Origin of the sequence: Bacillus sp. YP1 (assembly GCF_000877815.1) — a bacterium.
Taxonomy (GTDB): domain Bacteria; phylum Bacillota; class Bacilli; order Bacillales; family Bacillaceae; genus Bacillus; species Bacillus subtilis.
On record NZ_CP010014.1, the window covers coordinates 3630836 to 3657293 of the forward strand.

The window sequence follows — 26458 nt, forward strand, 5'->3', positions numbered from 1 at the left end:
TCACCCAGCCATTTTTCGTGCATATTTCCAATTTATTCTGAACTTTCATTTTGCAGGCAGATAAAATAGGCAAGAAGCGCGCCTTTGTACGATTTGATATCTATCCCTGACCGCTCAATAAATTTATCAATCCGATATTGCAGGCTGTTGCGATGCAGATGCAGCTTTTTCGCTGTTAATGTGACGTTTGAGTTGTTTTCAATAAACAGCTTAATGGTCTTCCTTAGCTCAGCTTCACTTCCAAATAAAAGCTCAGCTTCTTCAGAGAGCAGCGTTTCCAGTTTTTCTTTTTCTGTTTCTAATAATAGAAAAGGAAAGATCATCTCAAAGGTCACACTCTGCACCTGAGGCAGCCGTTTTTCAGCAAACAGGAAATACGCCTGTTCACGAGCGAAATGTTTTCGCAGACACTCATCCGGCTCGTAAAATCTTCCGGCGTAAAAACGGACACTGAAGTAGAAATCACTTTCAAGAACCTTAGCGAGCGATTCCAGTTCGTCCTTCTCCGCCGTCGCTTCACTTTCCTGCTCGACAATCACGCCTCTGTCCTCATGGATCCACACAATCACAAAAGACACCGGCCAAAAATGGCGAACCGCTTCCGTAAAGGACGTCCTTTCTATTTTGCCGAATAAATGAAAGTGAACAAATCTCGTCCGTTTCTTTATATACGCCGGCAATTCCCCTCTGGAAAAAAGGAATGAAAACCACTTGTTTTCCTCAGGTGATTTCATAGACAGTTGATTGCCCTCATCCGCAGGCGTCAAAAATGACTGCAGCACCAATACTTCTTTTTCACTGATCTCTGTTTTCGGAATGGAGATATATCTCTGATTGCTCTCATCAAAAAAACATAGACAGCCTTCCCTTATGCAAAGCTCCTCAGACACAATCGAACCGGGATAAATAGCCAGCAGCGATTTCATAGAGTCTCCTCTCTTATGTAAGGATCTGTATATTCAGTATAAGGCGAAACACACATGTTCTCCACTAAAAAAGAGTATATCCGGTATAGATAGACGAGAAACTGAAAGGGAAACCTCATTCGTTTACATATTGGCTTCAGCGGAAATAGAAGAGGACATGCAGGACCAAAGGAGGGTCATCTTATGAGTTTCGAAACGTTAAACAAAAGTTTTATCAACGGAAAATGGACTGAGGGAGAAAGCGGACGTACGGAGGACATTTTGAATCCGTATGACCAGTCTGTGATCACAACAGCATCTTTGGCAACGGGCAAACAGCTGGAGGATGCGTTTGACATTGCACAGAAAGCCCAAAAAGAGTGGGCCAAGAGCACAACGGAAGACCGAAAAGCCGTCCTGCAAAAAGCGCGCGGCTATTTACAGGAAAACCGTGATGACATCATCATGATGATCGCCCGCGAAACTGGCGGAACGATTATTAAATCAACGATCGAGCTGGAACAAACGATTGCGATTTTAGATGAAGCCATGACGTATACTGGTGAATTAGGCGGCGTCAAAGAGGTGCCATCCGACATTGAAGGGAAAACCAATAAGATTTACCGCCTTCCGCTAGGTGTCATTTCATCGATTTCTCCATTTAATTTTCCAATGAATTTATCTATGAGATCCATTGCGCCCGCAATTGCGCTGGGTAACAGTGTTGTTCACAAGCCTGATATCCAAACTGCTATTTCCGGCGGGACCATCATTGCGAAAGCGTTTGAACACGCCGGTCTTCCTGCCGGTGTCCTTAACGTCATGCTGACGGATGTAAAGAAAATCGGGGACGGCATGCTCACCAATCCAATCCCGAGATTAATCAGCTTTACGGGATCAACCGCAGTCGGGCGCCACATCGGTGAAATCGCCGGTCGCGCCTTCAAACGAATGGCCCTTGAACTCGGCGGCAACAATCCATTTGCCGTTCTTTCAGATGCGGATGTCGATCGTGCTGTGGATGCCGCGATTTTCGGAAAATTTATTCACCAGGGACAAATCTGTATGATTATCAACAGGATCATCGTTCATCAAGATGTGTACGATGAGTTTGTAGAAAAGTTCACCGCCCGTGTCAAACAGCTTCCGTACGGCGATCAAACCGATCCGAAAACCGTTGTCGGCCCGCTGATCAACGAGCGCCAAATCGAGAAAGCGCTAGAGATCATTGAGCAGGCAAAGGCAGACGGCATTGAGCTTGCGGTTGAAGGAAAACGCGTCGGAAACGTGCTGACGCCGTACGTCTTTGTCGGTGCGGACAACAACAGCAAAATTGCCCAAACGGAGCTGTTTGCCCCAATCGCAACCATTATTAAAGCTGGCAGCGACCAGGAAGCGATTGACATGGCAAATGATACTGAATACGGCCTCAGCTCTGCGGTTTTCACTTCTGATTTAGAAAAAGGCGAAAAGTTCGCCCTGCAAATTGACAGCGGCATGACCCATGTCAACGACCAGTCCGTCAATGATTCGCCGAATATTGCCTTTGGCGGCAACAAAGCAAGCGGTGTCGGCCGTTTCGGCAATCCGTGGGTCGTCGAGGAATTTACCGTGACGAAATGGATTTCGATACAGAAGCAATACCGCAAATATCCGTTCTAAATGAAAAAATCCCTCTGTTTCAAGTACAGAGGGATTTTTCTTTATTTAGATATATCCACAAACCCTTCGCCAAACACATCGCGTACGTCATGTACGATCACAAACGCTTTTTTGTCGCAGCTTCTAATGATTTTTTTCAGCATAGACAGCTCCTGTTTGTTAATGACGATATACAAAATCTCTTTTGACTGGCCCGTATAATTTCCCTTCCCTGATAAAATCGTCACGCCCCGATCCATCAAGGTATTTACCTGCTCTGCAATCTCACTCTTATTTTCTGAAATGACCGTAATGGCTTTTTTCGTATTCAAACCTTCAATAATGAAGTCCATCACTTTGGTACCGATATACAGCATCACGATCGTAAACATCATTTTTTCTGCACCAATAATAAAATAAGAGCTGAATACTACGATTAAATCAAAAAACAAGAGTGCATAGCTGATATTCCAGTCTAAATATTTATTAGCAATTCTGGCCAGAATCGCGGAACCAGCCGTCGTCCCGCCGACCCGGATAATCATGCCGATCCCGACTCCGGCAAATACACCTGCGAAAATCGTATTAATGATCAATTCATCAGACGGAATGCTCCACCCATGTGTCAGATGAAGAAAAAGCGAATTTGCCGCAACCGCAATGATCGTATAAACCGTTGTTTTTCCATCAAGAAACTTGTAGCCGATTAAAAGCAAAAACGCATTTAAGATAAAGTTCGTGACACCAGGAGACCATTGAAACAGATAATACAAAATCAGCGTAATCCCAGTGACTCCGCCTTCCCCAAGATCATTGGGAATCGCAAATAAATTAACCGCAAGCGCGAAGAAAAAAGCGCCAATCACAAGCATAAGTACATCCAGCATTCTCTTTTTCATCACGAAAACACTCCTTTTCATTGTTCTGTTCTAGCAAATAAAAAAACCCAGGAGAACGCTCTCGAAAAAGAGCAGAAACTCCTGGGCTTTTATCCCACCGTGTCATAACAGCCAAGCTGCTATGTGTTTTCTCTCGGTCACAGTCCAATTTGCATTGCGGAACCCTAGAAAACCACTGTTTTTATCATATCCTTTTCACTTTCCAATATTAGCATTATAAGGGACGGTTCGAATTGGTTCAAGGGGTATTTGCGGAGTTTTCATCAGATAAGCTGGAAGAAAATACGATTTATCTATTAAAAAAGAACAGATATAACCGATAAGAAAAAAAGCATATATTTTACAAGCGAATGTAACTATAAATGATAATAATTATAAGAAATTCATAATTTTATATTGACTAAGAGAAATAATATAGGCATTATAGTACATATGTTTCGTACATTTTATTACATAGGAGGAAATATAATGGCAGGAAAACTAGTACCCTGTAAAGCTTGCGGTCAAGAAATTGCAAAGGGTGTAAAAAAATGTCCTAACTGCGGTAAGGATCAACGTAACTTTTTTATGCGACATAAAATCATTACGTTTATTCTCGCAGTTGTTGTCATCATTATTATCGGTAATATGATTGGCGGCGGAGGCGGCTCAGAAGCCACTTCCAAAACATCAAGCAGCAGCAAAGCAGAAACTGAAAAAACATACAATATCGGTGATACCGTAAAAACTGAAAAAACTGAAGTGACGGTTACGAAGGTAGAGGACAGGGATACTGTCGGTACTCAATATGTTGAAAAGAAAGCATCTGAGGGAGGTACAATTGTAGCTGTTCAATATACAATTAAAAACGTATCTAAAAAGCCGATTAGCTCTTTTTCAATTCCAACTGTTAAATTAGTTGATGCTGATGGTACTTCTTATGATTCTGATATTGATGCTTCTGTAAACTATGCAACTGAGACAAAAGTTGATAACTCTAAAATTTTGAGTGATCTAAATCCTAATATTAAAGTAACAGGTGTAAAAGCATTTGAAGTTGACAAGGAAGCTTATGCAAAAGGCACTTGGAAACTAAAATTCAGTAATGATGTTATTGTGAAAATCAAATAACAGCTAACAAGGGTGCCTGTTTAGGCACCCTTGTTCTTTAAAAAAGGCCTTCTCTATTGAGAAGGCCTCCATTCTTATTTCGCACTCTTATACCCATTCACATTAGAAGACTGCCATCTCCAGGAATCAGCACACATTTCCTCAAGGCCGCGTTTCGCTTCCCAGCCCAGTTCCCGCTTGGCTTTCGCAGGATCTGCAAAGCATGTGGCGATGTCTCCCGGACGGCGGTCCGCAAAACGGTACGGAACCTCTTTCCCTGACACTTTTTCAAAGGCTTTGACCATTTCCAGCACGCTGTAGCCTGTGCCTGTTCCAAGGTTGTATGCATCGGCTCCTGTAGAGTTCAATACTTTTTCCAGCGCCTTGACGTGGCCTTCTGCGAGATCAACGACGTGAATATAATCGCGTACGCCTGTCCCGTCTTTTGTCGGATAGTCATTTCCGAATACGCTTAATTGCTCGAGCTTCCCGACTGCTACCTGTGCCACATACGGCATAAGGTTATTTGGGATTCCGTTCGGGTCTTCACCGATCCGTCCGCTTGGATGCGCGCCGAACGGGTTAAAGTAACGAAGCAGCGCAACGCTCCACTCATTGTCGGCTGTATGCAAATCACGCAATATTTGTTCAAGCATGAGCTTCGTCTGCCCATAAGGATTTGTCGCGCCTAATGGAAAGTCTTCCGTAATCGGCGATGTTTCCGGAACGCCGTATACTGTCGCAGATGAACTGAATACGATTTTCTTGACGCCGTATTTCTCCATGGCCTCGCATAAAATAAACGTTCCTGTCAAATTGTTATGATAATATTTGAGGGGAATCGCCACAGATTCGCCGACTGCTTTTAACCCTGCAAAATGAATCACAGCTTCGATTTCATTTTCAGCAAAAACGGAATCTACCGCTTCCCGGTCCAATAAATCCGCTTCGTAGAACGTTAAATCTTTTCCTGTAATCTCCTTGACACGGTTCAGCGCTTCAGCTGAACTGTTGGACAGATTATCAAGAACAACAATCTCGTAGCCGCTGTTCAATAGTTCAACACATGTGTGGCTGCCAATGTAACCGGCACCGCCAGTAACAAGTATTGCCATGATGTAAACCCTCCTAAAAAATGACCTGTTTTCATTATATAGTGTTTAGAACCGGTCCACATCCATTTTTAAGAAGTTTAATCGTTTATTAATAGTTTTTTCATATTTTTTAGCTTAAACCCTTGCCAGCAATTCGATAGAGGTTTCAGCAAGAATGTGCTCTTTCATTTCTTGATAGAGCTCATTCAAGTAAAAGCCCGGCTGAAGATTCAGCTCAGCATCTAAAGCATAGACCGTCAATGTATACGCATGATCCTTGTCAGGCGGTGTCGGCCCGCAATACTGGTGAATCACCTTTGGATCGTTGCTTCCCGCAAGCGGTGAAGCAAAGCTGTTTTGCCCTTGTATCATCAAGTCCTGTCTTTCCTCACTCGCATGTTCAGGAAGCTCTCCGATGTAAGCCGGAATATTAGCCGCTGTCCAGTGAATCCAGCTGAATCCGCATACGGGAATGGCGTCATGATCGATGAAAGTAAGTGCGAGCGTCTTTGCTCCGGACGGGATGTCATCAAAATGAATTGGAAAGGATACAAATGGGTTTCCTTCTCTCTTATATTTTTCATCCGCGTATTTTGAATACTTGTCATGTAAATATGGATTTGCTTCTACGTATATGTTCATATGAATCCCTCTCTCTATTTTCTCGTTCTATAGGTATACTAAACGAATCGATGTATAATCAGTGATAAACAAATACGCATGTAAACGTAACAATTTGTTATGGATAACTTGCAGTGAAGGAGATATTTCATGGATTTAAAATGGCTGCAAACCTTTATTGCCGCAGCGGAATCAGAGAGCTTCAGGGAGGCGGCTGAGCATCTGTATCTCACACAGCCTGCCGTTTCTCAGCATATGAGGAAATTGGAAGATGAACTGGGCATGAGGTTGTTTTTGCATAGCGGAAGACGAGTCGTACTGACTGACGAAGGCAGGCTCTTTTTGCCTTATGCCAAAGAAATGATCCATGTTTACCAAGCTGGAAAGCAGAAAGTCAGTCAATGGAAACAGGGGTACAGCCGATCACTCACGCTGGCCGTACACCCCTACATTGCGTCCTATATCTTGCCTCGCTTTCTGCCAGCCTATATCCAAAAACATCCGCATGTCGAGCTTTCAACTCATGTGGCTGGATCTGACGCTATTAAACAAGCGGTGGAACACAATGAAGCTGATATTGGTTTGTCGCGGAAAGACCCGAACACCAACACTCTTTATTATCAGCATATATGCGAAGGTACGCTTTGTCTGGCGGCTCCTTTCCAAGAAAGCAGACCGGATGCTGCATCCGTCTTAACCCGCTATCGGCTGCTAACGCATGATCATCCGTCATATGGGGATGCCTTTTTAGATAACATCCGATCACATTACCCGTATCTTCAAATGATGGCTGTCGGGCAGACGGATACGGCTGTCCACATGATGAAAGCGGGAATGGGGGCATCTTTCCTCCCTACCTACATTATCAAACAGGAAGAAGCCGAAAAAAAGCTGATGGCTGTCAGCACGCCTGCACATCTAGAATTGCCTGCGTCCCAAACGTTTATGATGTGGAAAAGAAACAGCGAAGACATTCAGCATTTTCACGCCATGTTACATGACTTTATGCAGCGCGAACAAGTATAGAGCTGAAAAATCAATCTGCCGGTTGACGTTTTTCTTTCCTATTTTCGCTATGCTTAATGCAGAAAGGATTTGATGACATGGCGATGAGCCCTTATATTTTTATTGTATTGATTCTTATTATTTTATCGATGTATCGAGAAAGAACGGTAAAGCCCGGGAAGTTGCTGATCATTCCACTGTTGCTCTTATGGGGCGTATCTGCATCGTTTCAGCCGGCGTATTTTCATTCCGTATTACATGTGGCGATCAGCGGCATTTTATTACTGATCGGGCTGGCCTGCGGGTTTGGCATTGGGAAGATGGTAAATGTACGGATTCACCCGGAAACCGGAAAGGTCACTTCACGCGGCTCACTTGGGAGTGTTATCCTCATTCTAGTGATACTTTCTTTGCGCATGGCCGCGAGAACATGGCTGCCTGAGAGCAACGAGATGTTTATTGCCATTATTCATTCTATGTTCTTCGTTCCCCTCGGCACCATCACAGCCCGCAACATCATGCTTTACAAAGCATACAGACGACTGACCGCTGGCAAAGTATCCATTCAATAACCGAAAGAAGGACCAGCATGAACGGACAAACTCCGGCTCGGCACTACTACAAGAAGCTTGTGCCGAGCCTTATTCTCATTTTGAATTGCATACAATTTTTATCTCATCCAACTAAGGCTGATCCCATTTTGTTAGCATTTGTATTTGCGGTATACTTAGCATTCATTTGGATCATTCCCTATGTGGCATCCACTGCTGTTAGTTTGAGCATATTCATCGGACTCTGGCTCCTGACCGATTTCTTTTGGGCTGTTTCCGGCCAAGAGCAGGGTGCCGCCTATTTTTTGATTGTATTTTTAATGATATATGCCGCCTTTAGACTCCCTTCACGGCTATCCTTAATCTTCACAGCATGTTTAATTGGAGGCAACATATTACTCCTATCCTCACATGGAGGAAGCTTGAATACTATCATCAGCAACATCTCGATCATGATCGGACTCTACGTCTTCTTCTCCTCCATGCGCTTCAGGCGAGAAGCGAGAAAAGAGGCTGAGCGGAATCATGCTGAATTGGCAAAAATGCATGTGCAGCTGGAGCATGCTCATAAAGAACTCCAGAAAGCGCATGCAGAGCTGCAGGAGGCTTCTGTTCTTTCATTAAGGTACGCGGTCCTTGAGGAACGTACAAGAATCGCCCGCGACATTCATGACAGCATCGGTCACGAGCTGACTTCTGTGATTGTTCAGCTTCAATCTCTTCCCTATATACTCAAAAGCAGCAAGGAAGATTCAGAAAAAGTCATTCAAAATGTACTGAGTGTCGCCAGGGAATGTCTTCAAGAGGTACGGTCTGTCGTTCACCAAATGGGCCGTAGTGAATCGATGGTGGGGCTTACCGCTTTGCGGGGGCTCATTCATCAAGTGGAGGAACGGAGCGGCTTGCACGTTTCTTTAGATACTGCCGGACTGTCAGAAGAGTCTTGGCCTCCAAACGTGAGCGAAACGATCTACCGCATCTTGCAGGAAGCGCTGACCAATATCATTCGTCACGCTGACGCTTCTCATGCGGCGGCCGTCATTTCTAACGACAAGTCCCATCTCTATGTCACAATCACCGACGACGGACAATTCACCGGCAGCCTTACTTATGGATTTGGCCTGACAGGAATGAAAGAGCGCGCAGAAAAAGCAGGCGGTTCCCTTACTTTCAGTGCCGTACAGCCGAGCGGCCTGAAAATTGAGCTGTCATTGCCGCTCATGACAACGAATAAGGAGCAAAAAGATGAACAAAGATAACATACGCGTCGCGCTTGCCGATGATCAGCCGCTTGTGCGTGAAGGTTTCCGCTACGTCATCAACGCACAGACGGATATGACGGTTTCTGGTGAGGCCGGCGACGGTCACGATATTATAGCACTCGCAAAACAAACAAAACCCGATGTCATCCTCATGGATGTCCAGATGCCGCATTGCTCAGGCATCGAAGCGGCGAAAGACATCATGTCCGCACTTCCAGATACAAAGATTGTCATTTTAACGACCTTTGACACGGAGGAATACGTATTTGAAGGCATCCGTGCGGGCGCAGTCGGCTATCTGCTGAAGGATACACTTCCTGAAGAGTTGATAGATGCGATTCGCGCTGCGGCGAGAGGCGAGGCGATTTTCCGTACAGTCACAGCTGCTAAAATTATCAGTGAGACATTTCGGGCGAAGCAACAGCCCCATCCAGAAGAACTGGCAGAGCCGTTCACCAAAAGAGAGCTTGAGGTTCTTCAGCAAATGGCCTACGGACTGAGAAATGAGGATATTGCTGAAAAGCTTTTCGTCAGTGAAAGCACAGTGAAAACCCACGTGCACCGCATCCTGCAAAAATGCAATGCCCAAGACCGGACACAGGCAGTCGTTTTTGCCATTCGAAACGGTATTGTGCAATAGAAATCTCTCATCCCGCCATGCTAAAATAAGACAAAGGAGATGATTGGAAATGAAAGAAGAAATCATTGAACGGTTTACTACATATGTAAAAGTCGACACACAGTCCGATGAATCCGTTGACACTTGTCCTTCCACACCCGGCCAATTGACATTAGGAAACATGCTCGTTGATGAATTGAAGTCCATCGGCATGCAGGATGCAGCCATTGATGAAAACGGCTATGTCATGGCAACTCTTCCCTCCAACACTGAAAAAGACGTGCCGACAATCGGTTTTCTCGCTCACGTCGACACCGCTACAGACTTTACCGGCAAAAACGTGAATCCGCAAATCATCGAAAGCTATGATGGAAAAGACATCGTTCTTAACGAAAAGCTGCAGGTCACCCTGTCACCTGATCAATTTCCTGAGCTGTCCGGCTATAAGGGCCATACACTCATCACCACAGACGGCACCACCCTTCTCGGCGCAGACAATAAGGCCGGTATCGCTGAAATCATGACAGCCATGGATTACCTCATCAAACACCCTGAAATCAAGCACGGCACAATCAGAGTCGCCTTTACGCCTGATGAAGAAATCGGAAGAGGGCCGCACAAATTTGATGTGAAACGGTTCAATGCATCCTTTGCCTACACGGTTGACGGCGGGCCGCTCGGCGAGCTTGAATATGAAAGCTTCAATGCCGCTGCCGCAAAAATTACGATTAAAGGCAACAACGTACATCCCGGAACAGCTAAAGGAAAAATGATCAACTCTGCGAAAATTGCGATGAAGCTGAACAGCCTGCTGCCGGCAGACGAAGCGCCTGAATATACGGAAGGCTATGAAGGCTTCTACCACCTGCTGTCGATTCAAGGAGACGTAGAGGAAACAAAGCTCCACTACATTATCAGAGACTTTGACAAAGAGAATTTCCAAAACAGAAAAGAAACAATGAAGCGTGCCGTTGAAGAACTTCAAAACGAATACGGGCAAGACCGGATTCTGCTGGATATGAACGACCAATACTACAACATGAGAGAGAAAATTGAACCTGTCATCGAAATCGTCAACATTGCCAAGCAAGCGATGGAAAACCTCGGCATCGAACCGAAGATTTCCCCCATCCGCGGCGGCACCGACGGATCACAGCTGTCCTACATGGGGCTTCCGACGCCAAACATCTTTACAGGCGGGGAAAACTTCCACGGCAAATTTGAATACATCTCAGTTGACAACATGGTCAAAGCCGTAAATGTCATCGTTGAGATTGCAAAGCAGTTTGAAGCGCAAGCATAATGCCAAAAGCCAGTCCAAAAAAGGACTGGCTTTTTTGTGTGAAAATGAAACATTTTAAACGCGTCCTCCGTAAAACAAGTATCAACAAATGAGGAGGAAAAACAATGACAAAACATGCAATCGCTGCAAAGAGTCTCTTGAAAAAATGGATCATTTCCAGGCCGCTTAACATGCAAAAGAAATCCAGCCCATTTCAAAAAATTAGAAAAATGTTCAAACGCTTCTTCAAATAAAACATTCAAATCCCCTAAATACAATCCGTATTCACCCGTACCGCCCAAATGCTCCGTAATTTGGGTTTTTTGTGTTCAATTCCGCAAAATAGGGTATAAACCAAACAAGCAAGAATACAGCACCCAAAAACAGGCAATTCGAATTACTCAAACTTAGGTTAAAAGTTATATAAAGGAATTTATTTTATCGTCGATAGTAACTATAGAACCAATCATCAACAAGAGCAAACAGCGTGATTCAAGACTATTTTCAGGTCATCAGGTTATACTGTTTTAGAGGGACAGTTTCTTGTTATTTATTGATTTAGAATTTTTTGAATACTTTTTGACTTTTTATCCGTACAATAGAGAGTACCAAAACTTTTTTTGGGAGGTATGTAATATGATCCTATTTATTATCATCGCATTATGCGGCTATCTTCTTTTTTCTTTCAGCAAGGACAATCGCCGCAAACCGCAAAAGACAAGCCCTCTGCCAGCAGCCGCACCTCATCACAACAACCTAATCGACCTTGACGCCATCCGCCAAAAACGCCGGATGCATCTTTCCTAATTCTATATTTCAAACGAAAAGGCTGCTGAATCACGCAGCCTTTTAAAATTGTTTTGATTTAGAGCCTGAAACCTTTTCGCCACCTATCCGTAATTTCATACAAGGCAAACCCAAAGGAGACTTCAGCAATGATCGAGTTATTTATGAAACAAAAAATGTTCTCATTTAAAGATGCATTTCACATTTATGACCGGGATGAACAAGAGACATTCAAGGTGGAGGGGCGTTTTTTCTCGTTAGGAGACTCATTACAAATGACAGACTCATCTGGGAAAACGCTCGTTTCCATAGAACAAAAACTAATGTCTTTATTGCCGCGCTATGAGATTTCAATTGGCGGGAAAACAGTTTGTGAGGTAACGAAGAAAGTAACGTTTTTCAAACCGAAATTTGTGATTTCCGGGCTTAACTGGGAAATCGATGGTGATTTATGGAGGGATGAATTCCAGCTGACGGACGGGGAAAATGTCCGGATGTCAGTGAGCAAAAAGTGGCTCAGCTGGGGTGATTCCTATCACTTGCAGATTGCAAACGAGGAAGATGTTCTGATTTGCACTGCCATCGCTATCGTGCTTGATATGGTTTTATATAACGATGAAAATGAAAGTATTCTCTAAAAAACATTGACAATTGATCCAAAAGTAATAATATTAAGATAATTGAAATCTGAATATGAAGTTGTACCTTATCAAGAGAGGTGGAGGGACTGGCCCTATGATACCCAGCAACCGCTGTTTCAAACAGAATGGTGCTAAATCCTTAAGAACATTGCGTTCTTGCAGATGAGGCGGAGATTTGATCGTTCAAGCTCTTCCTTACACAAAGGAAGAGCTTTTTACATGCTCAATATTTCAGAAAAGAGGCGAATAACATGGCTCAACAAACGAATTTTGCAGGGCAAAAAACAGAAAAACAACGCAAAGCACCTTTCCGCGCCGATCATGTCGGCAGTTTGCTTCGTTCCGTTCCGGTAAAGCAAGCCCGGCAAAAAAAAGCGGCTGGTGAGATGACAGCAGAACAGCTTCGTGATATCGAAAATCAAGAGATCATCCGCATCGTGGAAAAACAAAAAGAAATCGGTCTCGATGTGGTAACAGACGGGGAATTCCGGCGTTCTTGGTGGCATTATGACTTCCTGGAAGGGCTTGACGGTGTGGAACCGTTCATCCCTGCTGAGGGGATTCAGTTCCATAACACAAAAACGAAAGCGCGCAGCATCAAAGTGACGGGAAAACTCGATTTTACGAGCCACCCAGCGCTTGCTGATTATCAATTTTTACATGAGATTGCCGGTAACGCGACGCCAAAATTGACCATTCCCAGCCCAAATATGCTGTTTTTTGGCGAAAAGGCGGATAAAGGGATTTATGACGATCAAGAGGAATACTTTCATGATCTGGCCCAAGCGTACAAAAAAGCAATCAAAGCCTTCTATGATGCTGGCTGCCGTTATCTCCAGCTCGATGATACGTCATGGTCTCTCTTCTTTGAGGAAAAAGGAAGAGAGGTTGTCCGGGCGCTCGGCGGTGATCCAGAAACATTGCCAGCCATATTTGCCAAAACAATTAACGATGCCGTGGCAGACCGGCCTGGCGATTTAACGATCACAATGCACATTTGCCGCGGCAACTTCCGCTCAACCTGGGCGGCATCAGGAGGGTACGACGCTGTAGCGGAAACGATTTTGGACGGCTTAAACCTTGACGGCCTTTTCTTGGAATACGATGATGACCGCTCCGGAAACTTTGATCCGCTCCGTTTTGTGAAGCGCAAGGATCTGCAAATTGTGCTCGGCTTGATCACATCGAAATACGGCGAGCTTGAAAATCCTGAGGATGTGAAACGCCGTATCAATGAAGCCGCGCGTTTTGTCAGCTTGGACCAGCTATGCCTGAGCCCGCAGTGCGGTTTCGCCTCTACAGAAGAAGGCAACCTTCTGACAGAGGAGCAGCAATGGGCAAAGCTTCGCCATGTCATCGACATTGCCAACGATGTGTGGAGATAATCTATCATTGACAGAAATAGAAAATGTGTGAATAATAGATACTATCAGAAAATTTCATAAAAAGGTTTTCCTTATCAAGAGAGGTGGAGGGACTGGCCCTGCGATACCCGGCAACCGCTGTTTAACAGAATGGTGCTAAATCCTTTAGAGCAATGATTGCTCTTGAAGATAAGGTTGAGATTGTCACGCAAGCTCTTCCTTATCCAAAGGAAGAGCTTTTTTATATTTGAATGGAAAGAAGGAATGGACAACATGTCACAACAAACAACACCCGCAGAACAAAAATCACTTCAAAGAAAAAAACCGCCGTTTCGCGCGGATCAAGTCGGAAGCCTGTTGAGATCTGAGCCCGTTAAAAAAGCGCGGCTGCAAAAAGCGGCCGGCGATATTACGGCTGAGCAGCTTCGCCAAATTGAAAACGATGAAATCATCCGCATTGTGGAAAAACAGAAGGAAACCGGCCTGAACGTCGTGACAGACGGTGAATTCCGCAGAGCGTGGTGGCACTTTGATTTCCTGGAAAACTTAGATGGCGTTGAGCCGTTTACTCCTGAGCAAGGCATTCAATTCCATAACGTACAGACAAAAGCACGCGGCATTAAAGTCACAGGCGATATCGACTTTTCAACTCACCCAATGCTTGAAGATTATTCATTTCTCCATAGCATTGCCGGTGACGCAACGCCAAAGATGACGATTCCAAGCCCGAATATGCTGTTTTTCCGCGGAAAACTGGAAAAGGATGCGTATAAAAAAGATTATCACCTTTTCCAGCATGATGTATCCAAAGCATATAAAAAAGCGATTCAAGCGTTTTATGACAGAGGCTGCCGCTACCTCCAGCTTGATGATACAGCGTGGGCCGTTTTCTTATCAGAAAAAGGCTTAAAACAAATCGAAGCGTTCGGAACAACGCCTGATGAGCTTCGCCAGCTGTTTGCGAAATCCATTAACGACGCGATTGCAGACCGCCCGGATGACTTGACGGTAACCATGCATATTTGCCGCGGCAACTTCCAGTCCACTTGGACAGCGGAAGGCGGCTATGACGCAGCAGCCGAAACCATTTTTGACGGCTTGAATCTTGACGGACTTTTCTTAGAGTATGATGATTCACGCTCAGGCGGATTTGAGCCGCTCCGTTACGTAAAACGGTCTGATCTTCAGCTTGTTCTTGGCTTAGTGACATCTAAATTCGGTGAGCTTGAAAATCCGGATGACGTGAAACGCCGTATCGAAGAAGCATCCCGTTATGTAAGCTTAGACCAGCTTTGCCTCAGCCCTCAATGCGGATTCGCTTCAACTGAGGAAGGCAATAAGCTGACTGAAGAACAGCAATGGGCGAAGCTCCGCCATGTGGTTGAGATCGCTAATGATGTTTGGAAATAAGCAAAGAAAAAACACACTTGATTCCCTAGCGGAGCAAGTGTGTTTTTTATGTCATTGTGCGGTGTAGCCCCCATCAAGGACGACAGCCTGCCCAGTGACGCCCTTCGCCTTCTCGCTTGCCAAAAACACGGCATAATCCGCAATTTCCTTGACGGAAAGCAGTCGCTTTTGCGGCACAAGCGGAAAAATGACTTGTTCAAGTACAGAGTCGTAAGGGACATTTCTAGTTTTCGATAGATCGCTAAGCTGATTGCGTACAAGCTGGGTATCGACATAACCCGGACAGAGCGCATTGACTGTTATGCCGTGGGGCGCGCCTTCCAGCGCCCCTACTTTTGTGAGTCCAATGACGCCGTGCTTGGCGCTATTATAAGCGGATTTCCCTGCAAAGCCGACTAATCCATTAACAGACGCGATATTAATGATTCTGCCAAACTGCTGTTTTTTCATGATCGGAAAAACATGCTTCATTGCAATAAAGGGGGCCGTCAGCATGACCTTGATCAGCTGTTCAAAGGTGTCTGTCGGAAACTCTTCAATCGGAGCGACGTGCTGAATACCGGCATTGTTCACCAGAATATCCAAGCGGCCGTATTGTTTTTGGATGACGTTCACCGTATCAGCAACTTGCGCTTCCTTTGTCACATCATACGGAATGGCCGCCGCGTCAAAGCCTTCTTCTGCAAGTTTGGAGGCTGCTTTTTCACATGCTTCCGGACGGAGGTCTGAAACGATGACGCTGGCACCTTCCCGGGCGAATTCTCTTGCCATTTCGAATCCGATTCCGCCGGCAGCCCCTGTCACCAAGGCGACTTGTTTTCTCATGTCAAACACCTTCCCATTAAGAATTGAGTACAGACTGGCTTACAGCGAAATCAGCTTCTGTTTTTTCATAAACCTCTTCAATTGTGACACCATCCTGAAGCTCCGTCAGTGTCATGCGGCCGTTCACAAAATCAAATACAGCCAAATCCGTAATCAGCCTGTGCACGACTTTCTGGCCTGTCAGCGGAAGGGAGCATGTTTTTTTCACCTTTGATTCACCATGCTTATTGACGTGCTCCATGATGACAACGATCCGTTTCGCCCCGTTGACGAGATCCATAGCGCCGCCCATCCCTTTTACCATTTTGCCCGGGATCATCCAATTGGCCAAATCACCCTGCTCCGAAACCTCCATTCCACCAAGAATAGCCAAATCGATATGCCCGCCTCTTATCATCGCGAATGACTCAGCGCTGTCAAAATAAGAGGCGCCCGTCACTTCAGTGATCGTTTCCTTTCCCGCATTGATCAAATCCGCGTCTTCCGTTCCTTCCAGAGGATAGGGGCCAATTCCGAGCAAGCCGTTTTCCGACTGAAGCATGACGTGAACGCCGTCGGGTATCTCATTTGCGACAAGCGTCGGCATTCCAATCCCGAGATTCACATTCATGCCGTCCTTGATTTCTTGTACAGCCCGTTTGACCATTCGTTTTCTCGCTTCCTTCACTTGGCCTCACCCTTTCCCGATGCTTGCTGAACTGTTCGTTTTTCAATCCGTTTTTCTTGGCTCGCGCCAAGCACGACATGCTGTACGTAAATTCCCGGCGTATGGATGTGATCTGGATCGAGCTCTCCTGCTTCCACGATTTCTTCCGCCTCGGCAATCGTGATCTTGCCTGCCATGGCGGCAATGGGATTGAAATTTCTCGCCGTTTTCCTAAAAACCAAATTGCCCATGGTGTCCGCTTTCCACGCTTTGACGATCGCCACATCGCCGGTAATGCCTCGCTCCAGCACATAAGTCCGGCCGCCGAATGTTTTATGTTCTTTTCCCTCGGCTATGGAGGTGCCGACGCCTGTCGCCGTATAAAATCCCGGTATGCCTGCACCGCCTGCACGAATTCTCTCAGCGAGCGTTCCTTGGGGAACAAGCTCGACCTCAAGCTCTCCGCTTAAAAACTGCCGCTCAAAAATTTTATTTTCACCGACATAGGAAGCAATCATTTTCTTGATTTGCTTGTTAGCCAGAAGCAAACCAAGCCCCCAGTCATCGACTCCGCAGTTATTGCTGACAACGGTTAAATCCTTTACTCCCTGATCTCTTATAGACAAAATGAGCTGTTCAGGGATGCCGCACAGCCCAAACCCTCCCGCGATCAGCATATCCCCATCATGAATCAGTTTCGCAGCTTCCTTGCTTGATGACAGCACTTTTCCCATATTGATGCTCCTTTCGTTTTCTTCTACACTAGACCAGTCAGGCTGTAAATCGCGATTACAGCAAATACGGCAGCCGTTTTAATGAGCGTGATCGCAAAAATATCGCGATAGGATTGCCGGTGTGTCAAACCCGTCACGGCCAGAAGCGTGATAACAGCGCCATTATGCGGCAGTGTGTCCATCCCGCCTGATGCCATTGAAATGACCCGATGCATCACCTCTGGCGGAATATTGTAAGCCTGAATCGCCTGTAAGTATTGTTCTGACATCGCGCTTAACGCAATGCCCATTCCTCCTGAAGCCGAGCCGGTGATTCCCGCCAGCGCAGTTGTCGTAACGGCGCCATTTACAAGCGGATCGGTAAAAGTATGTGAAATTCCGCTGCTCAGCTTATGAAACCCCGGCAGCGCGGCGATAATGCCGCCGAACCCGTACTCGGCACCCGTATTCATAGATGCCAGCAAGGCGCCGCCAATTCCTTCATTCAGCCCTTCCTTCAATTGGGCAAACACACTTCTCCAATCAAATAAAATCGTTGTGATGATGCCAATCACTAAAGCAATCTCCACCGACCAAATAGCAGCCGCTGAAGAAATATCAAGCCTGCCGAACTCCTTTAATCCTATGGAAGAAAAATCAAATCCATTCGGATACCACTTTGGCAGGTAAATGGTGAAATATTTATTCACTGCACCGACGAGAATAAGCGGGACAAAGGCAAGCGCGTGCCGAATCGGGCTTTTGTCCGGTTCAGCCGCGGACTCAATCGATTCAGGAGCAGGAGCATTCTGCGAATCAAAACCGCCATAGCCTTCGCCAGATGCCTGCGCTTTTTTCCGCCTTGATTCCAAATAGAGCATCCCAGCTGCCAGCACAATCACTGCGCCCATCAAGCCCAGCCAAGGGGCGGCATAAATGTCTGTTTTGAAAAACGACGTCGGAATGACATTTTGGATTTGCGGCGTTCCCGGAAGTGCGTCCATCGTAAACGTAAAAGCCCCTAAAGCAATCGTTCCCGGGATGAGGCGTTTTGGTATGTTTGCTTCTTGGAACATGTTTTTCGCAAAAGGATATACGGCAAATACGACAACAAACAGGCTGACACCGCTGTACGTCAAGACAGCACCCATCAGCACAATGGCAAGTATCGCTCTTTTTGCCCCGACAAGCCGGACAATTGTTTTCGCGATTGATGCCGCAAGCCCTGCCATTTCAACGACCTTTCCAAAAATGGCACCGAGCAAAAACACTGGGAAATACAGCTTAATAAAACCCGCCATCTTCTCCATAAAAATTGATGAAAAAAAAGGAAGCACATGGCTTGGATCTGTCAGCAGCACCGCGAATAACGCGCAAATCGGCGCAAACAATATGACAGAAAATCCCCGATACGCCGTAAACATCAGCAAACCTAACGCCAATAGAATGATGATCAGTTCCACACACACATCCCCCGTTTCCGCGAACTAGAAAGCGTTTACATAAACCTGTCCGCATCGGCTGTTTCCGTCCCCTTTCCATATGTACGAGAAGCGTGGGCCAACTATTCCGATTAAAAAAGGAAAGCTCCTTTTTTCGGAGCTTTCCTCTGCTATTCATTTCATTCCTATTAGGATATCAACATCAACCGTAATATCGGCTGATTTCATCTCTTTCAGGAGGCTGACTCGATCTTTCGGCGCCGACCAGGCAAGCGGCGTCATCTTGAGAAGCCAGTGGATCGCCTGCCTGTCAAGCGTTTTAACATAGCGCAGCCTGACAGGACGGCTGTGTGCTGCATTTGCTGCAAAACGCTCAACAGCTGCCGCATTGGAATACGTGCGCCTTGGTGAATCAGCATATAAAAATTGCCTTAATTCTATTAAATAATCGCTTCGCGGCACTACTTTTACGAGCATGCCATCATTCTTCAGCAGTCTATGAAACTCTGCATAATTGGACGGCGAAAAAATAGACAGAACAACATCAAATTGGCGATCATGAAAAGGAGCACGCGCCACATCGGCAACCGCCCACATCTGATCTTTGAATGCCTTAGAAGCTTTTAAGATCCCATCCTTCGAAAGATCTATGCCGGTTCCTATCGCTGCTTTCCCTGCATAATCAAACCCGCAAAGCGCATTCAAATGAGAACCCTCACCGCAACCGCTGTCCAGGATGGTGAATGCCTCATGACCAGATGTGGGATGACTGATGAGTTCTGCAATCGCATCATGGAGCGGGTCAAAAAAACCACATTCTCCAATCAGCCTGCTCCTCGCTTCAAAAAGCTCAGCACCGTAACTGGTTTTGACCGGCTTCGTCAGAAAGTTCACGTAGCCGTGCCGAGATAGATCAAATGTATGTCCTCGTTCTGTACAAATCAAGCTTTTCCCTGATGCCGCATCCATAGAAGAAACGCAGAGCGGGCATCGAAACATGCTGAAATCAACTGTTCGCTTCATGATAAAAACACCTCATTCATTCATTTTTAGATAAATGAAAAAGGCATAGACAAATAAACCTAGGCCTATCTCAAAAATTGGCCAGGTCTGGCAGTTTGTCTACACCTGTCATTATCTATAACGAATGAATTGGATAATCATGAAAAAAACTCCCTTTCTGCTGTATGGGTTTCCCGGTTTCCATCATACAACAAATCTCCAGGAGCTGGAACCTTATAGTGAAGAAAAATCAGTACTGACATGCTGGTATCCCGCCAACATCATATCAGCATAGCAATCCAGCATGTTTTTCCTTTATTTTCTCATTTTAGAATATAAATTTTATTATTGTGAAAATAGTTAAAAAGGTTGATTTTCAAAAAGTGAAAGGATAAAATACTGCTATCATCTTAGAAAAAGACATTCTTGTATATGATCAGTAATATGGTCTGATTGTTTCTACCTAGTAACCGTAAAAAACTAGACTACAAGAAAGTTTGAATAAATTTGAACGAGTTGAAAAGGACAAGTTCTTTTCTGTTTGCTCTTATTTTTCACACTTTCTGCACTTCCAGAATTTGTGAAGAATAAGAGCTTTTTTTGTTTCCATAATAACCCTCATAGGAGTTGCTATCATGTACTTTTTACTAAACCTTGTCGGTCTCATTGTGATTATGGCAGTTGTATTCCTATGTTCTCCGCAGAAAAAGAAAATCAAGTGGCGCCCGATCATTACGTTAATTGTTCTGGAATTGCTGATTACTTGGTTTATGCTGGGAACAAAAGTCGGAAGCTGGGCCATCGGTAAAATCGGTGATTTCTTCACTTGGCTGATTGCTTGCGCCAGTGACGGTATCGCGTTTGCCTTTCCGTCAGTGATGGCGAATGAAACAGTAGACTTTTTCTTTAGTGCGCTTCTTCCAATTATCTTTATCGTCACATTCTTTGATATTTTAACGTATTTCGGCATTTTGCCTTGGCTGATTGATAAAATCGGATGGGTGATTTCAAAGGCTTCCCGCTTGCCGAAATTAGAAAGCTTTTTCTCTATTCAAATGATGTTTCTTGGAAATACCGAAGCACTTGCGGTTATCCGCCAGCAGCTAACGGTTTTAAGCAACAACCGCCTGCTCACATTCGGCTTAATGAGCATGAGCAGCATCAGCGGCTCCATTATCGGATCTTATCTTTCAATGGTGCCTGCGACATACGTGTTTACCGCCATTCCTTTGAACTGCTTAAACGCGCTGATTATCGCAAACCTGCTGAATCCTGTTCACGTGCCGGAGGATGAAGATATCATCTATACACCGCCTAAAGAAGAGAAGAAAGACTTTTTCTCTACGATTTCTAACAGTATGCTTGTCGGCATGAACATGGTTATCGTTATTTTGGCAATGGTGATCGGATATGTCGCATTAACGTCAGCAGTTAATGGCATTCTTGGCGTTTTCGTACACGGCCTGACCATCCAGACGATTTTTGCTTATCTGTTCAGTCCGTTCGCATTCCTGCTTGGACTGCCAGTGCACGATGCGATGTATGTTGCTCAGCTGATGGGCATGAAATTAGCAACAAACGAGTTTGTTGCGATGCTTGACTTGAAAAACAATCTCAAATCCCTTCCGCCTCACACCGTTGCGGTGGCGACGACATTCCTGACGTCCTTTGCAAACTTCAGTACTGTCGGCATGATTTACGGCACGTACAATTCGATCCTTGACGGAGAAAAGTCAACGGTCATCGGGAGAAACGTGTGGAAACTGCTCGTCAGCGGAATTGCGGTATCTTTATTAAGTGCTGCGATTGTCGGCCTGTTTGTGTGGTAGAAACATTGAGCCATATCCCTTTTCGGATATGGCTCTTTTCATTATTGATAAATAGAGGCTGGCACCTGCACATCCCGGATTCCCGCTGCATAAGGCCCCAAGTCATACTGGCCGAAGACGATGGCGATCCCGTTTGCCGTAAAGTAAAACATTGTGTCTTTGTTTAGGGTTATATCCTCTTTCTTTACATCAGGGAAAAACAGCTCATCGTGTTTTTTGATATAGCTATATAGGTAATCTCTCGTTTTGCTGACTTTTGTTTTGGTGTTCAGAATCTGATCCAGCGTCACCCGCTTTTGTGCTTTCAAGTCATAGTTGAAGGACTGGACAGACGTTAAACCGTGGGCGCCGCCTGAATAGATATAATTGAGTGTTTGAATGCTGAGCTTGCCTGCCGCATTGTATTTGACGCTGAAGGATGTTTGATATTCCGTTTTAAAGCCCTGCTGTTCGCCTGCTTTTTTGTTTTTCAGGTATTCCTGATACGATTGTTCAATGTAGGCTTCCAGCTCTTGATTGATTTTCTTTTCAAACACGGCATTCCCGATGTGATGCACTTGTGGATACGTTAACTCCTTGATCTTTTTGTACGTATGAGTGCTGACAGTCGATGTTTTCGTTTGAACTGCTTTTAGAGATGGGGCCGCATATGCAACTACGGAAAAAAGCAAGACTGCAATCCCCGCGGCTTTCAGCATGTTATTCCATTTCATACGATCTCCTCCTTTGATGTCGTTGTTTAACATTCCCTTATTTAAGCAATACACACTTTTATAGACTGATTAAATTGAAAGAAGTTTCTAGGTCTAACAGCATGATTTTTCCAATAAAAAAAGAGACACAGGATGTCTCTTTTTTTACTGTTTGCGCCCAGAAATCGCTTCATGAACGGCCTGTGCCAAATCTGTATTTCCAAACATCTCTAATACCGCAATGACAGTCTGGTCCGGAATGTGCTCTGCTTCGTGTTTTGGCACGACCAGATCGTCCATGGTTTTTTTTCAAGCTTTCATTCAGCTTTTGCTGCGGATACGCTTTGGCGTACAGCTCCATCGGATCAAGATCATGGTTCACGCACCATTGGGCAAACACCAAAATCATCATATTTTCATCGCGTTCGTAAGCTTCAGCGAGCTGTTTTTCGTTCATTTGCCATGCTCCTTATGAAAAGTATCTTCCTTAAAGATACAGGAGCCGGTCAAATTCGTCTATCCCAATGGCGATGAGCAGCAATCGCATCGATAAATGCCTTGCTGAAAGCAGCGTAGTCAGGTTCTTCTTCAGCCGTTACGATGCCTGGTCCCTCTGTTGTCCCGACAGAGGATTGAAGAAGGTCAATTCCTTCATTTGCCGCACCGATCGCCTTGTAGTGATTGTAAGCTTCTCTGATAAACGCCATCGCTTGTTTGTTGTCTTTTAACTCCAGCCCTCCTGCGGCATAGACGGCATCATACAGAACAGAATCAACCGTCAGGAACGTGCCGCTGGCCTCAAGCTGCTGTCCGCTGCCGCTTGTCATATACCCCAGATTTTGGCTGATGATATCCACTGTGATTCCTTCTTGCTTTAAGGCTTCCAGCACTGTTTGCAGCTCTTTTTCATGAAATCCGTTTCCGGCGAGTACAGCGACTTTTCTTGTTGACGCGATTTTCACTGTACGGGCTTGGCTTAACGCAGGCGAAGTAAGAATTTCTTTAGATGCTTTACGCTTCGCGGGCGCCGCCACGCCTACTCCTTTGGCGATTTCTTCTGCTAAATCTGCATCGACATTGCTGAAAACATCAACGACCTGCCGCTGTACGTCCTTGCTTTTGACCTTCCCGACCTCGAAGCAGAAAGCAGAAATGATGTGCTGTTTCTCCACAGGAGACATGCTGTTCCAGAAAAGCTTCGCCTGTGAGTAATAATCGTTGAAGCTGTCGCTTCGCTGGCGGATTTTTTTGCCCTCGACTTTTTCCTGATAGTGGACGTAGCCGCCTTCTTCAGCTGTCGCAGGCGACGGATCATTGTTTTGCAGTGAGTTTTTATGATAAGCAACAGGCCCCTTATTGATCGTCATCCGATGATAACCGTCATATTGATTGTTATGGAATGGACATACCGGCCGGTTAATCGGAAGCTCATGGAAGTTCGGACCGCCAAGACGAATCAGCTGTGTATCCGTATAAGAGAAAAGCCGCCCCTGCAATAGCGGGTCATTTGTAAAATCGATGCCCGGCACGACATTTCCCGGGTGGAATGCGACCTGTTCTGTTTCCGCAAACACATTATCCTGGTTGCGGTTCAGCGTCATTTTCCCAATGATCTTCACCGGCACAAGCTCTTCCGGCCACAGCTTAGTCGGATCAAGAATATCAAAATCAAACTTGAATTCATCTTCCTCATCAATCATCTGCACGCCGAGCTCGTATTCAACCTTGCCGCCGTTTTCAATTGTTTCCCACAGGTCACGGCGATGGAAATCCGGATCTTTCCCGGCAATTTTCTGCGCTTCATCCCATACGAGAGAATGCACGCCGAGCACCGGCTTCCAATGAAATTTCACGAAACGTGCCTTTCCTTGTTCATTGACAAAACGGAACGTGTGAACGCCGAAGCCTTCCATCATTCTGTAGCTGCGCGGGATGCCTCTGTCTGACATCGTCCACATCACCATGTGAGCCGACTCAGGGTTATTGGCGACAAAATCCCAAAACGTATCGTGAGCAGTCGCGGCCTGAGGCATTTCATTGTGTGGCTCAGGCTTAAACGCGTGAACCAAATCCGGGAATTTGATCGCATCCTGAATGAAAAACACCGGAATGTTATTTCCCACAAGGTCATAGTTTCCTTCTTCAGTATAAAATTTTGTCGCAAAGCCTCTGGCATCCCGCACCGTGTCTGCGGAGCCTTTAGAACCCGCGACCGTAGAAAAACGGACAAATACCGGTGTCTTCACCGAAGGGTCCTGAAGAAATTTGGCCCGTGTATATTCCGTCATTGGTTCGTAAACCTGAAAAAAGCCATGCACGCCATACCCGCGCGCATGCACAACGCGCTCCGGAATCCTCTCATGGTCAAAGTGCGTCATTTTCTCCCGAAAGTGAAAATCCTCCATCAGCGTCGGACCGCGAACCCCGGCTTTTAACGAATGCTCATCCTCTGACACTCGCAAGCCTTGGTTTGTCGTCATTTTCTTCCCGCTGTTATCGGTCCTGTACTGCTCAAGCTGCTCGTCCTTTGAGTGTTCATTTACACGTTTGTTTTGGTCATCACTCATGTCTGCTCCCCCTTTTTAAAACGAAACATTCTACAGCACATTTACCCGTGGCGTTCTTCATATAAACTGCTAATCCGCTCATTAGGATTTTTGGTCTACATATAAATATGCGGTCATACACATTTGAAATAAGCCTTCTTCACAGAAAGAAAGGATGGAAGCGCTTACTAAAAAAGCTGTTGAATAGGGGAGGTCATATCATGCTTGCCATACTCGGTTTTGTGATGATGATTGTCTTTATGTACCTTATTATGTCTAACCGGCTTTCCGCTCTTATTGCTTTGATTGTCGTTCCTATTGTGTTCGCCCTGATCAGCGGATTTGGCAAAGATCTCGGCGAGATGATGATTCAGGGCGTTACAGACCTCGCCCCTACCGGTATCATGCTGTTATTCGCCATCCTGTATTTCGGCGTTATGATTGACTCAGGCCTGTTTGATCCTCTCATTGCCAAAATCTTATCGTTTGTCAAAGGAGATCCGTTAAAAATCGCCGTAGGCACAGCGGTTCTGACCATGACCATTTCGCTGGACGGAGATGGGACAACAACCTATATGATTACCATTGCAGCGATGCTGCCTCTCTACAAACGGCTCGGCATGAACCGTTTGGTGTTAGCGGGAATAGCGATGCTCGGTTCGGGGGTTATGAATATTATCCCGTGGGGCGGGCCGACTGCGAGGGTTTTGGCTTCCTTAAAATTGGACACGTCAGAGGTCTTCACGCCGCTGATTCCCGCTATGATCGCCGGCATTCTCTGGGTGATCGCCGTTGCTTATATCCTCGGAAAGAAAGAGCGGAAGCGGCTCGGCGTCATTTCGATTGATCACGCACCGTCTTCCGATCCGGAGGCCGCACCGCTCAAGCGTCCCGCTCTTCAATGGTTTAACCTGCTGCTGACTGTCGCTCTGATGGCCGCACTGATCACCAGCCTGCTGCCGCTCCCTGTTCTTTTTATGACTGCGTTCGCCGTCGCCTTGATGGTCAACTATCCAAATGTCAAAGAGCAGCAGAAACGAATCTCGGCGCATGCGGGTAATGCGTTAAACGTTGTCTCAATGGTGTTTGCTGCGGGCATATTCACAGGCATTCTCTCCGGCACAAAAATGGTGGATGCCATGGCGCATTCTCTCGTTTCACTCATCCCTGATGCCATGGGCCCGCACCTGCCGTTGATCACTGCGATCGTCAGCATGCCATTCACCTTTTTCATGTCGAATGACGCCTTTTACTTCGGTGTCCTTCCCATCATCGCCGAAGCCGCTTCCGCTTACGGAATAGACGCCGCTGAAATCGGAAGGGCCTCCTTGCTGGGGCAGCCTGTGCATCTGCTCAGCCCGCTTGTGCCTTCCACCTATTTATTGGTTGGAATGGCAGGCGTCAGCTTTGGCGACCATCAAAAATTCACTATTAAATGGGCCGTGGGAACAACGATTGTGATGACGATTGCCGCACTTTTGATTGGGATTATTTCTTTCTAAATGTATGAGCTTGATCGTAGCATTGAGTACAGAGGGGAGAAGATCAAATAGGATATTATGAGTGAATAGAAGATTCATGCCAACAACTCCTC

General features: G+C 45.7%; 25 protein-coding genes, 1 pseudogene and 4 riboswitches. Of the genes and pseudogenes, 14 read left to right on the top strand and 12 right to left on the bottom strand.

Annotated features, from left to right (window positions below; genetic code table 11):
* Positions 1-32 precede the first annotated feature (32 nt).
* Positions 33-926: a PucR family transcriptional regulator gene (locus tag QF06_RS17880; protein WP_041850352.1), complete on the bottom strand. Its 894-nt coding sequence runs from the start codon at positions 924-926 to the stop codon at positions 33-35.
* A gap of 183 nt (positions 927-1109) precedes the next feature.
* Between QF06_RS17880 and QF06_RS17885 the strand changes: the two genes are divergently transcribed.
* Positions 1110-2567, top strand: a complete 1458-nt coding sequence (locus QF06_RS17885) for an aldehyde dehydrogenase family protein (RefSeq protein WP_041850351.1) — start codon at positions 1110-1112, stop codon at positions 2565-2567.
* Positions 2568-2608: 41 nt separating this feature from the next.
* On the opposite strand, the gene QF06_RS17890 is transcribed toward QF06_RS17885, so the two are convergent.
* A complete protein-coding gene (locus QF06_RS17890; protein ID WP_003242615.1) occupies positions 2609-3445 on the bottom strand; it encodes a YitT family protein in 837 nt (278 codons plus the stop codon).
* A 76-nt stretch (positions 3446-3521) separates the two neighbouring features.
* Positions 3522-3624: riboswitch (guanidine-I (ykkC/yxkD leader) on the bottom strand.
* A gap of 388 nt (positions 3625-4012) precedes the next feature.
* Here QF06_RS17890 and QF06_RS17895 point away from each other — a divergent pair.
* Positions 4013-4555 carry a DUF4352 domain-containing protein gene (locus QF06_RS17895; protein WP_119123080.1) on the top strand — a complete coding sequence of 181 codons (543 nt, stop codon included), beginning with the start codon at positions 4013-4015 and terminating at the stop codon, positions 4553-4555.
* Between the two features lie 74 nt (positions 4556-4629).
* Here the strand turns inward: QF06_RS17895 and galE are convergent, their stop codons facing one another.
* Together galE and QF06_RS17905 are read right to left on the bottom strand one after the other, a co-directional pair.
* Positions 4630-5649 carry a UDP-glucose 4-epimerase GalE gene (gene galE / locus QF06_RS17900; protein ID WP_041850350.1) on the bottom strand — a complete coding sequence of 340 codons (1020 nt, stop codon included), beginning with the start codon at positions 5647-5649 and terminating at the stop codon, positions 4630-4632.
* A gap of 114 nt (positions 5650-5763) precedes the next feature.
* The gene (locus QF06_RS17905) at positions 5764-6270 is read right to left on the bottom strand and encodes a YbhB/YbcL family Raf kinase inhibitor-like protein (protein WP_009968379.1); all 507 of its coding nucleotides are present in this window, start codon (positions 6268-6270) and stop codon (positions 5764-5766) included.
* 129 nt (positions 6271-6399) lie between these two features.
* Between QF06_RS17905 and QF06_RS17910 the strand changes: the two genes are divergently transcribed.
* The 10 genes from QF06_RS17910 (at position 6400) to QF06_RS17945 (ending at position 15169) form a co-directional block, all read left to right on the top strand.
* A complete protein-coding gene (locus tag QF06_RS17910) occupies positions 6400-7275 on the top strand; it encodes a LysR family transcriptional regulator (protein WP_041850349.1) in 876 nt (291 codons plus the stop codon).
* Positions 7276-7352: 77 nt separating this feature from the next.
* Complete coding sequence (locus QF06_RS17915) at positions 7353-7826, top strand: CcdC protein domain-containing protein (protein ID WP_003243313.1); 474 nt, start codon at positions 7353-7355, stop codon at positions 7824-7826.
* A 17-nt stretch (positions 7827-7843) separates the two neighbouring features.
* A complete protein-coding gene (yxjM, locus tag QF06_RS17920) occupies positions 7844-9064 on the top strand; it encodes a two-component system sensor histidine kinase YxjM (RefSeq protein ID WP_041850348.1) in 1221 nt (406 codons plus the stop codon).
* A complete protein-coding gene (gene yxjL / locus QF06_RS17925; RefSeq protein ID WP_041850347.1) occupies positions 9051-9707 on the top strand; it encodes a two-component system response regulator YxJL in 657 nt (218 codons plus the stop codon). Before yxjM ends, yxjL begins: the two co-directional genes overlap by 14 nt.
* Before the next feature lie 49 nt (positions 9708-9756).
* Positions 9757-10989, top strand: a complete 1233-nt coding sequence (gene pepT, locus QF06_RS17930) for a peptidase T (RefSeq protein ID WP_038429865.1) — start codon at positions 9757-9759, stop codon at positions 10987-10989.
* A gap of 104 nt (positions 10990-11093) precedes the next feature.
* Entirely contained in the window at positions 11094-11222 is a 129-nt protein-coding gene (locus tag QF06_RS22265; protein WP_003227241.1) for a hypothetical protein, read from the top strand.
* A 289-nt stretch (positions 11223-11511) separates the two neighbouring features.
* A complete protein-coding gene (locus tag QF06_RS21580) occupies positions 11512-11775 on the top strand; it encodes a hypothetical protein (protein ID WP_072173222.1) in 264 nt (87 codons plus the stop codon).
* Between the two features lie 128 nt (positions 11776-11903).
* Positions 11904-12392 carry an LURP-one-related/scramblase family protein gene (locus QF06_RS17935; protein WP_041850346.1) on the top strand — a complete coding sequence of 163 codons (489 nt, stop codon included), beginning with the start codon at positions 11904-11906 and terminating at the stop codon, positions 12390-12392.
* Between the two features lie 65 nt (positions 12393-12457).
* A riboswitch (SAM riboswitch) is annotated at positions 12458-12564 on the top strand.
* 82 nt (positions 12565-12646) lie between these two features.
* Positions 12647-13780 (top strand): 5-methyltetrahydropteroyltriglutamate--homocysteine S-methyltransferase, encoded by a 1134-nt coding sequence (locus QF06_RS17940; protein ID WP_043940234.1) that lies wholly within the window; start codon positions 12647-12649, stop codon positions 13778-13780.
* A 68-nt stretch (positions 13781-13848) separates the two neighbouring features.
* A riboswitch (SAM riboswitch) is annotated at positions 13849-13955 on the top strand.
* A gap of 77 nt (positions 13956-14032) precedes the next feature.
* On the top strand, positions 14033-15169 hold the full coding sequence (locus QF06_RS17945; protein WP_041850344.1) for a 5-methyltetrahydropteroyltriglutamate--homocysteine S-methyltransferase: 1137 nt from the start codon (positions 14033-14035) through the stop codon (positions 15167-15169).
* A 51-nt stretch (positions 15170-15220) separates the two neighbouring features.
* Here the strand turns inward: QF06_RS17945 and QF06_RS17950 are convergent, their stop codons facing one another.
* From QF06_RS17950 to QF06_RS17970, 5 genes are all read right to left on the bottom strand, one after another.
* Positions 15221-15994 carry a 3-hydroxybutyrate dehydrogenase gene (locus QF06_RS17950; RefSeq protein WP_014481333.1) on the bottom strand — a complete coding sequence of 258 codons (774 nt, stop codon included), beginning with the start codon at positions 15992-15994 and terminating at the stop codon, positions 15221-15223.
* Between the two features lie 16 nt (positions 15995-16010).
* Entirely contained in the window at positions 16011-16661 is a 651-nt protein-coding gene (locus QF06_RS17955; RefSeq protein ID WP_003243049.1) for a CoA transferase subunit B, read from the bottom strand.
* Positions 16658-17374 carry a CoA transferase subunit A gene (locus QF06_RS17960; protein WP_041850343.1) on the bottom strand — a complete coding sequence of 239 codons (717 nt, stop codon included), beginning with the start codon at positions 17372-17374 and terminating at the stop codon, positions 16658-16660. The genes QF06_RS17955 and QF06_RS17960 overlap by 4 nt, the downstream gene beginning before the upstream one ends.
* Positions 17375-17397: 23 nt before the next feature.
* Positions 17398-18816: a GntP family permease gene (locus tag QF06_RS17965; protein ID WP_003243205.1), complete on the bottom strand. Its 1419-nt coding sequence runs from the start codon at positions 18814-18816 to the stop codon at positions 17398-17400.
* A 153-nt stretch (positions 18817-18969) separates the two neighbouring features.
* Positions 18970-19818, bottom strand: coding sequence for a methyltransferase domain-containing protein (locus tag QF06_RS17970; RefSeq protein WP_041850342.1), 849 nt, complete (start codon positions 19816-19818; stop codon positions 18970-18972).
* 385 nt (positions 19819-20203) lie between these two features.
* A riboswitch (purine riboswitch) is annotated at positions 20204-20305 on the top strand.
* 127 nt (positions 20306-20432) lie between these two features.
* Between QF06_RS17970 and QF06_RS17975 the strand changes: the two genes are divergently transcribed.
* Positions 20433-21626 (top strand): NupC/NupG family nucleoside CNT transporter, encoded by a 1194-nt coding sequence (locus QF06_RS17975; protein ID WP_003227216.1) that lies wholly within the window; start codon positions 20433-20435, stop codon positions 21624-21626.
* A 41-nt stretch (positions 21627-21667) separates the two neighbouring features.
* On the opposite strand, the gene QF06_RS17980 is transcribed toward QF06_RS17975, so the two are convergent.
* The 3 genes and pseudogenes from QF06_RS17980 to QF06_RS17990 form a co-directional block, all read right to left on the bottom strand.
* Positions 21668-22339: a DUF3298 and DUF4163 domain-containing protein gene (locus QF06_RS17980; protein ID WP_041850341.1), complete on the bottom strand. Its 672-nt coding sequence runs from the start codon at positions 22337-22339 to the stop codon at positions 21668-21670.
* A 144-nt stretch (positions 22340-22483) separates the two neighbouring features.
* Positions 22484-22775 (bottom strand): annotated as a pseudogene (locus QF06_RS17985) (hypothetical protein).
* A gap of 49 nt (positions 22776-22824) precedes the next feature.
* Positions 22825-24885, bottom strand: coding sequence for a catalase (locus QF06_RS17990; protein ID WP_041850340.1), 2061 nt, complete (start codon positions 24883-24885; stop codon positions 22825-22827).
* A 200-nt stretch (positions 24886-25085) separates the two neighbouring features.
* On the opposite strand from QF06_RS17990, the gene citH reads away from it, so the two are divergent.
* Positions 25086-26366 (top strand): citrate transporter CitH, encoded by a 1281-nt coding sequence (gene citH / locus QF06_RS17995; RefSeq protein ID WP_041850339.1) that lies wholly within the window; start codon positions 25086-25088, stop codon positions 26364-26366.
* The last annotated feature ends 92 nt before the right edge of the window (positions 26367-26458 follow it).

Excerpts from the sequence above, each read along its gene's own strand:
- QF06_RS17960 (WP_041850343.1), bottom strand. The coding sequence starts at position 17,374 with ATGGGAAAAGTGCTGTCATCAAGCAAGGAAGCTGCGAAACTGATTCAT.
- QF06_RS17895 (WP_119123080.1), top strand. The coding sequence starts at position 4,013 with ATGCGACATAAAATCATTACGTTTATTCTCGCAGTTGTTGTCATCATT.
- QF06_RS17970 (WP_041850342.1), bottom strand. The coding sequence starts at position 19,818 with ATGAAGCGAACAGTTGATTTCAGCATGTTTCGATGCCCGCTCTGCGTT.
- QF06_RS17905 (WP_009968379.1), bottom strand. The coding sequence starts at position 6,270 with ATGAACATATACGTAGAAGCAAATCCATATTTACATGACAAGTATTCA.
- QF06_RS17890 (WP_003242615.1), bottom strand. The coding sequence starts at position 3,445 with ATGAAAAAGAGAATGCTGGATGTACTTATGCTTGTGATTGGCGCTTTT.
- QF06_RS22265 (WP_003227241.1), top strand. The coding sequence starts at position 11,094 with ATGACAAAACATGCAATCGCTGCAAAGAGTCTCTTGAAAAAATGGATC.
- pepT (WP_038429865.1), top strand. The coding sequence starts at position 9,757 with ATGAAAGAAGAAATCATTGAACGGTTTACTACATATGTAAAAGTCGAC.
- QF06_RS17980 (WP_041850341.1), bottom strand. The coding sequence starts at position 22,339 with ATGAAATGGAATAACATGCTGAAAGCCGCGGGGATTGCAGTCTTGCTT.
- citH (WP_041850339.1), top strand. The coding sequence starts at position 25,086 with ATGCTTGCCATACTCGGTTTTGTGATGATGATTGTCTTTATGTACCTT.
- QF06_RS17945 (WP_041850344.1), top strand. The coding sequence starts at position 14,033 with ATGTCACAACAAACAACACCCGCAGAACAAAAATCACTTCAAAGAAAA.
- galE (WP_041850350.1), bottom strand. The coding sequence starts at position 5,649 with ATGGCAATACTTGTTACTGGCGGTGCCGGTTACATTGGCAGCCACACA.
- QF06_RS17940 (WP_043940234.1), top strand. The coding sequence starts at position 12,647 with ATGGCTCAACAAACGAATTTTGCAGGGCAAAAAACAGAAAAACAACGC.
- QF06_RS17880 (WP_041850352.1), bottom strand. The coding sequence starts at position 926 with ATGAAATCGCTGCTGGCTATTTATCCCGGTTCGATTGTGTCTGAGGAG.
- yxjL (WP_041850347.1), top strand. The coding sequence starts at position 9,051 with ATGAACAAAGATAACATACGCGTCGCGCTTGCCGATGATCAGCCGCTT.
- QF06_RS17990 (WP_041850340.1), bottom strand. The coding sequence starts at position 24,885 with ATGAGTGATGACCAAAACAAACGTGTAAATGAACACTCAAAGGACGAG.
- QF06_RS17935 (WP_041850346.1), top strand. The coding sequence starts at position 11,904 with ATGATCGAGTTATTTATGAAACAAAAAATGTTCTCATTTAAAGATGCA.
- QF06_RS17885 (WP_041850351.1), top strand. The coding sequence starts at position 1,110 with ATGAGTTTCGAAACGTTAAACAAAAGTTTTATCAACGGAAAATGGACT.
- QF06_RS17910 (WP_041850349.1), top strand. The coding sequence starts at position 6,400 with ATGGATTTAAAATGGCTGCAAACCTTTATTGCCGCAGCGGAATCAGAG.
- QF06_RS17915 (WP_003243313.1), top strand. The coding sequence starts at position 7,353 with ATGGCGATGAGCCCTTATATTTTTATTGTATTGATTCTTATTATTTTA.
- QF06_RS17950 (WP_014481333.1), bottom strand. The coding sequence starts at position 15,994 with ATGAGAAAACAAGTCGCCTTGGTGACAGGGGCTGCCGGCGGAATCGGA.
- yxjM (WP_041850348.1), top strand. The coding sequence starts at position 7,844 with ATGAACGGACAAACTCCGGCTCGGCACTACTACAAGAAGCTTGTGCCG.
- QF06_RS17975 (WP_003227216.1), top strand. The coding sequence starts at position 20,433 with ATGTACTTTTTACTAAACCTTGTCGGTCTCATTGTGATTATGGCAGTT.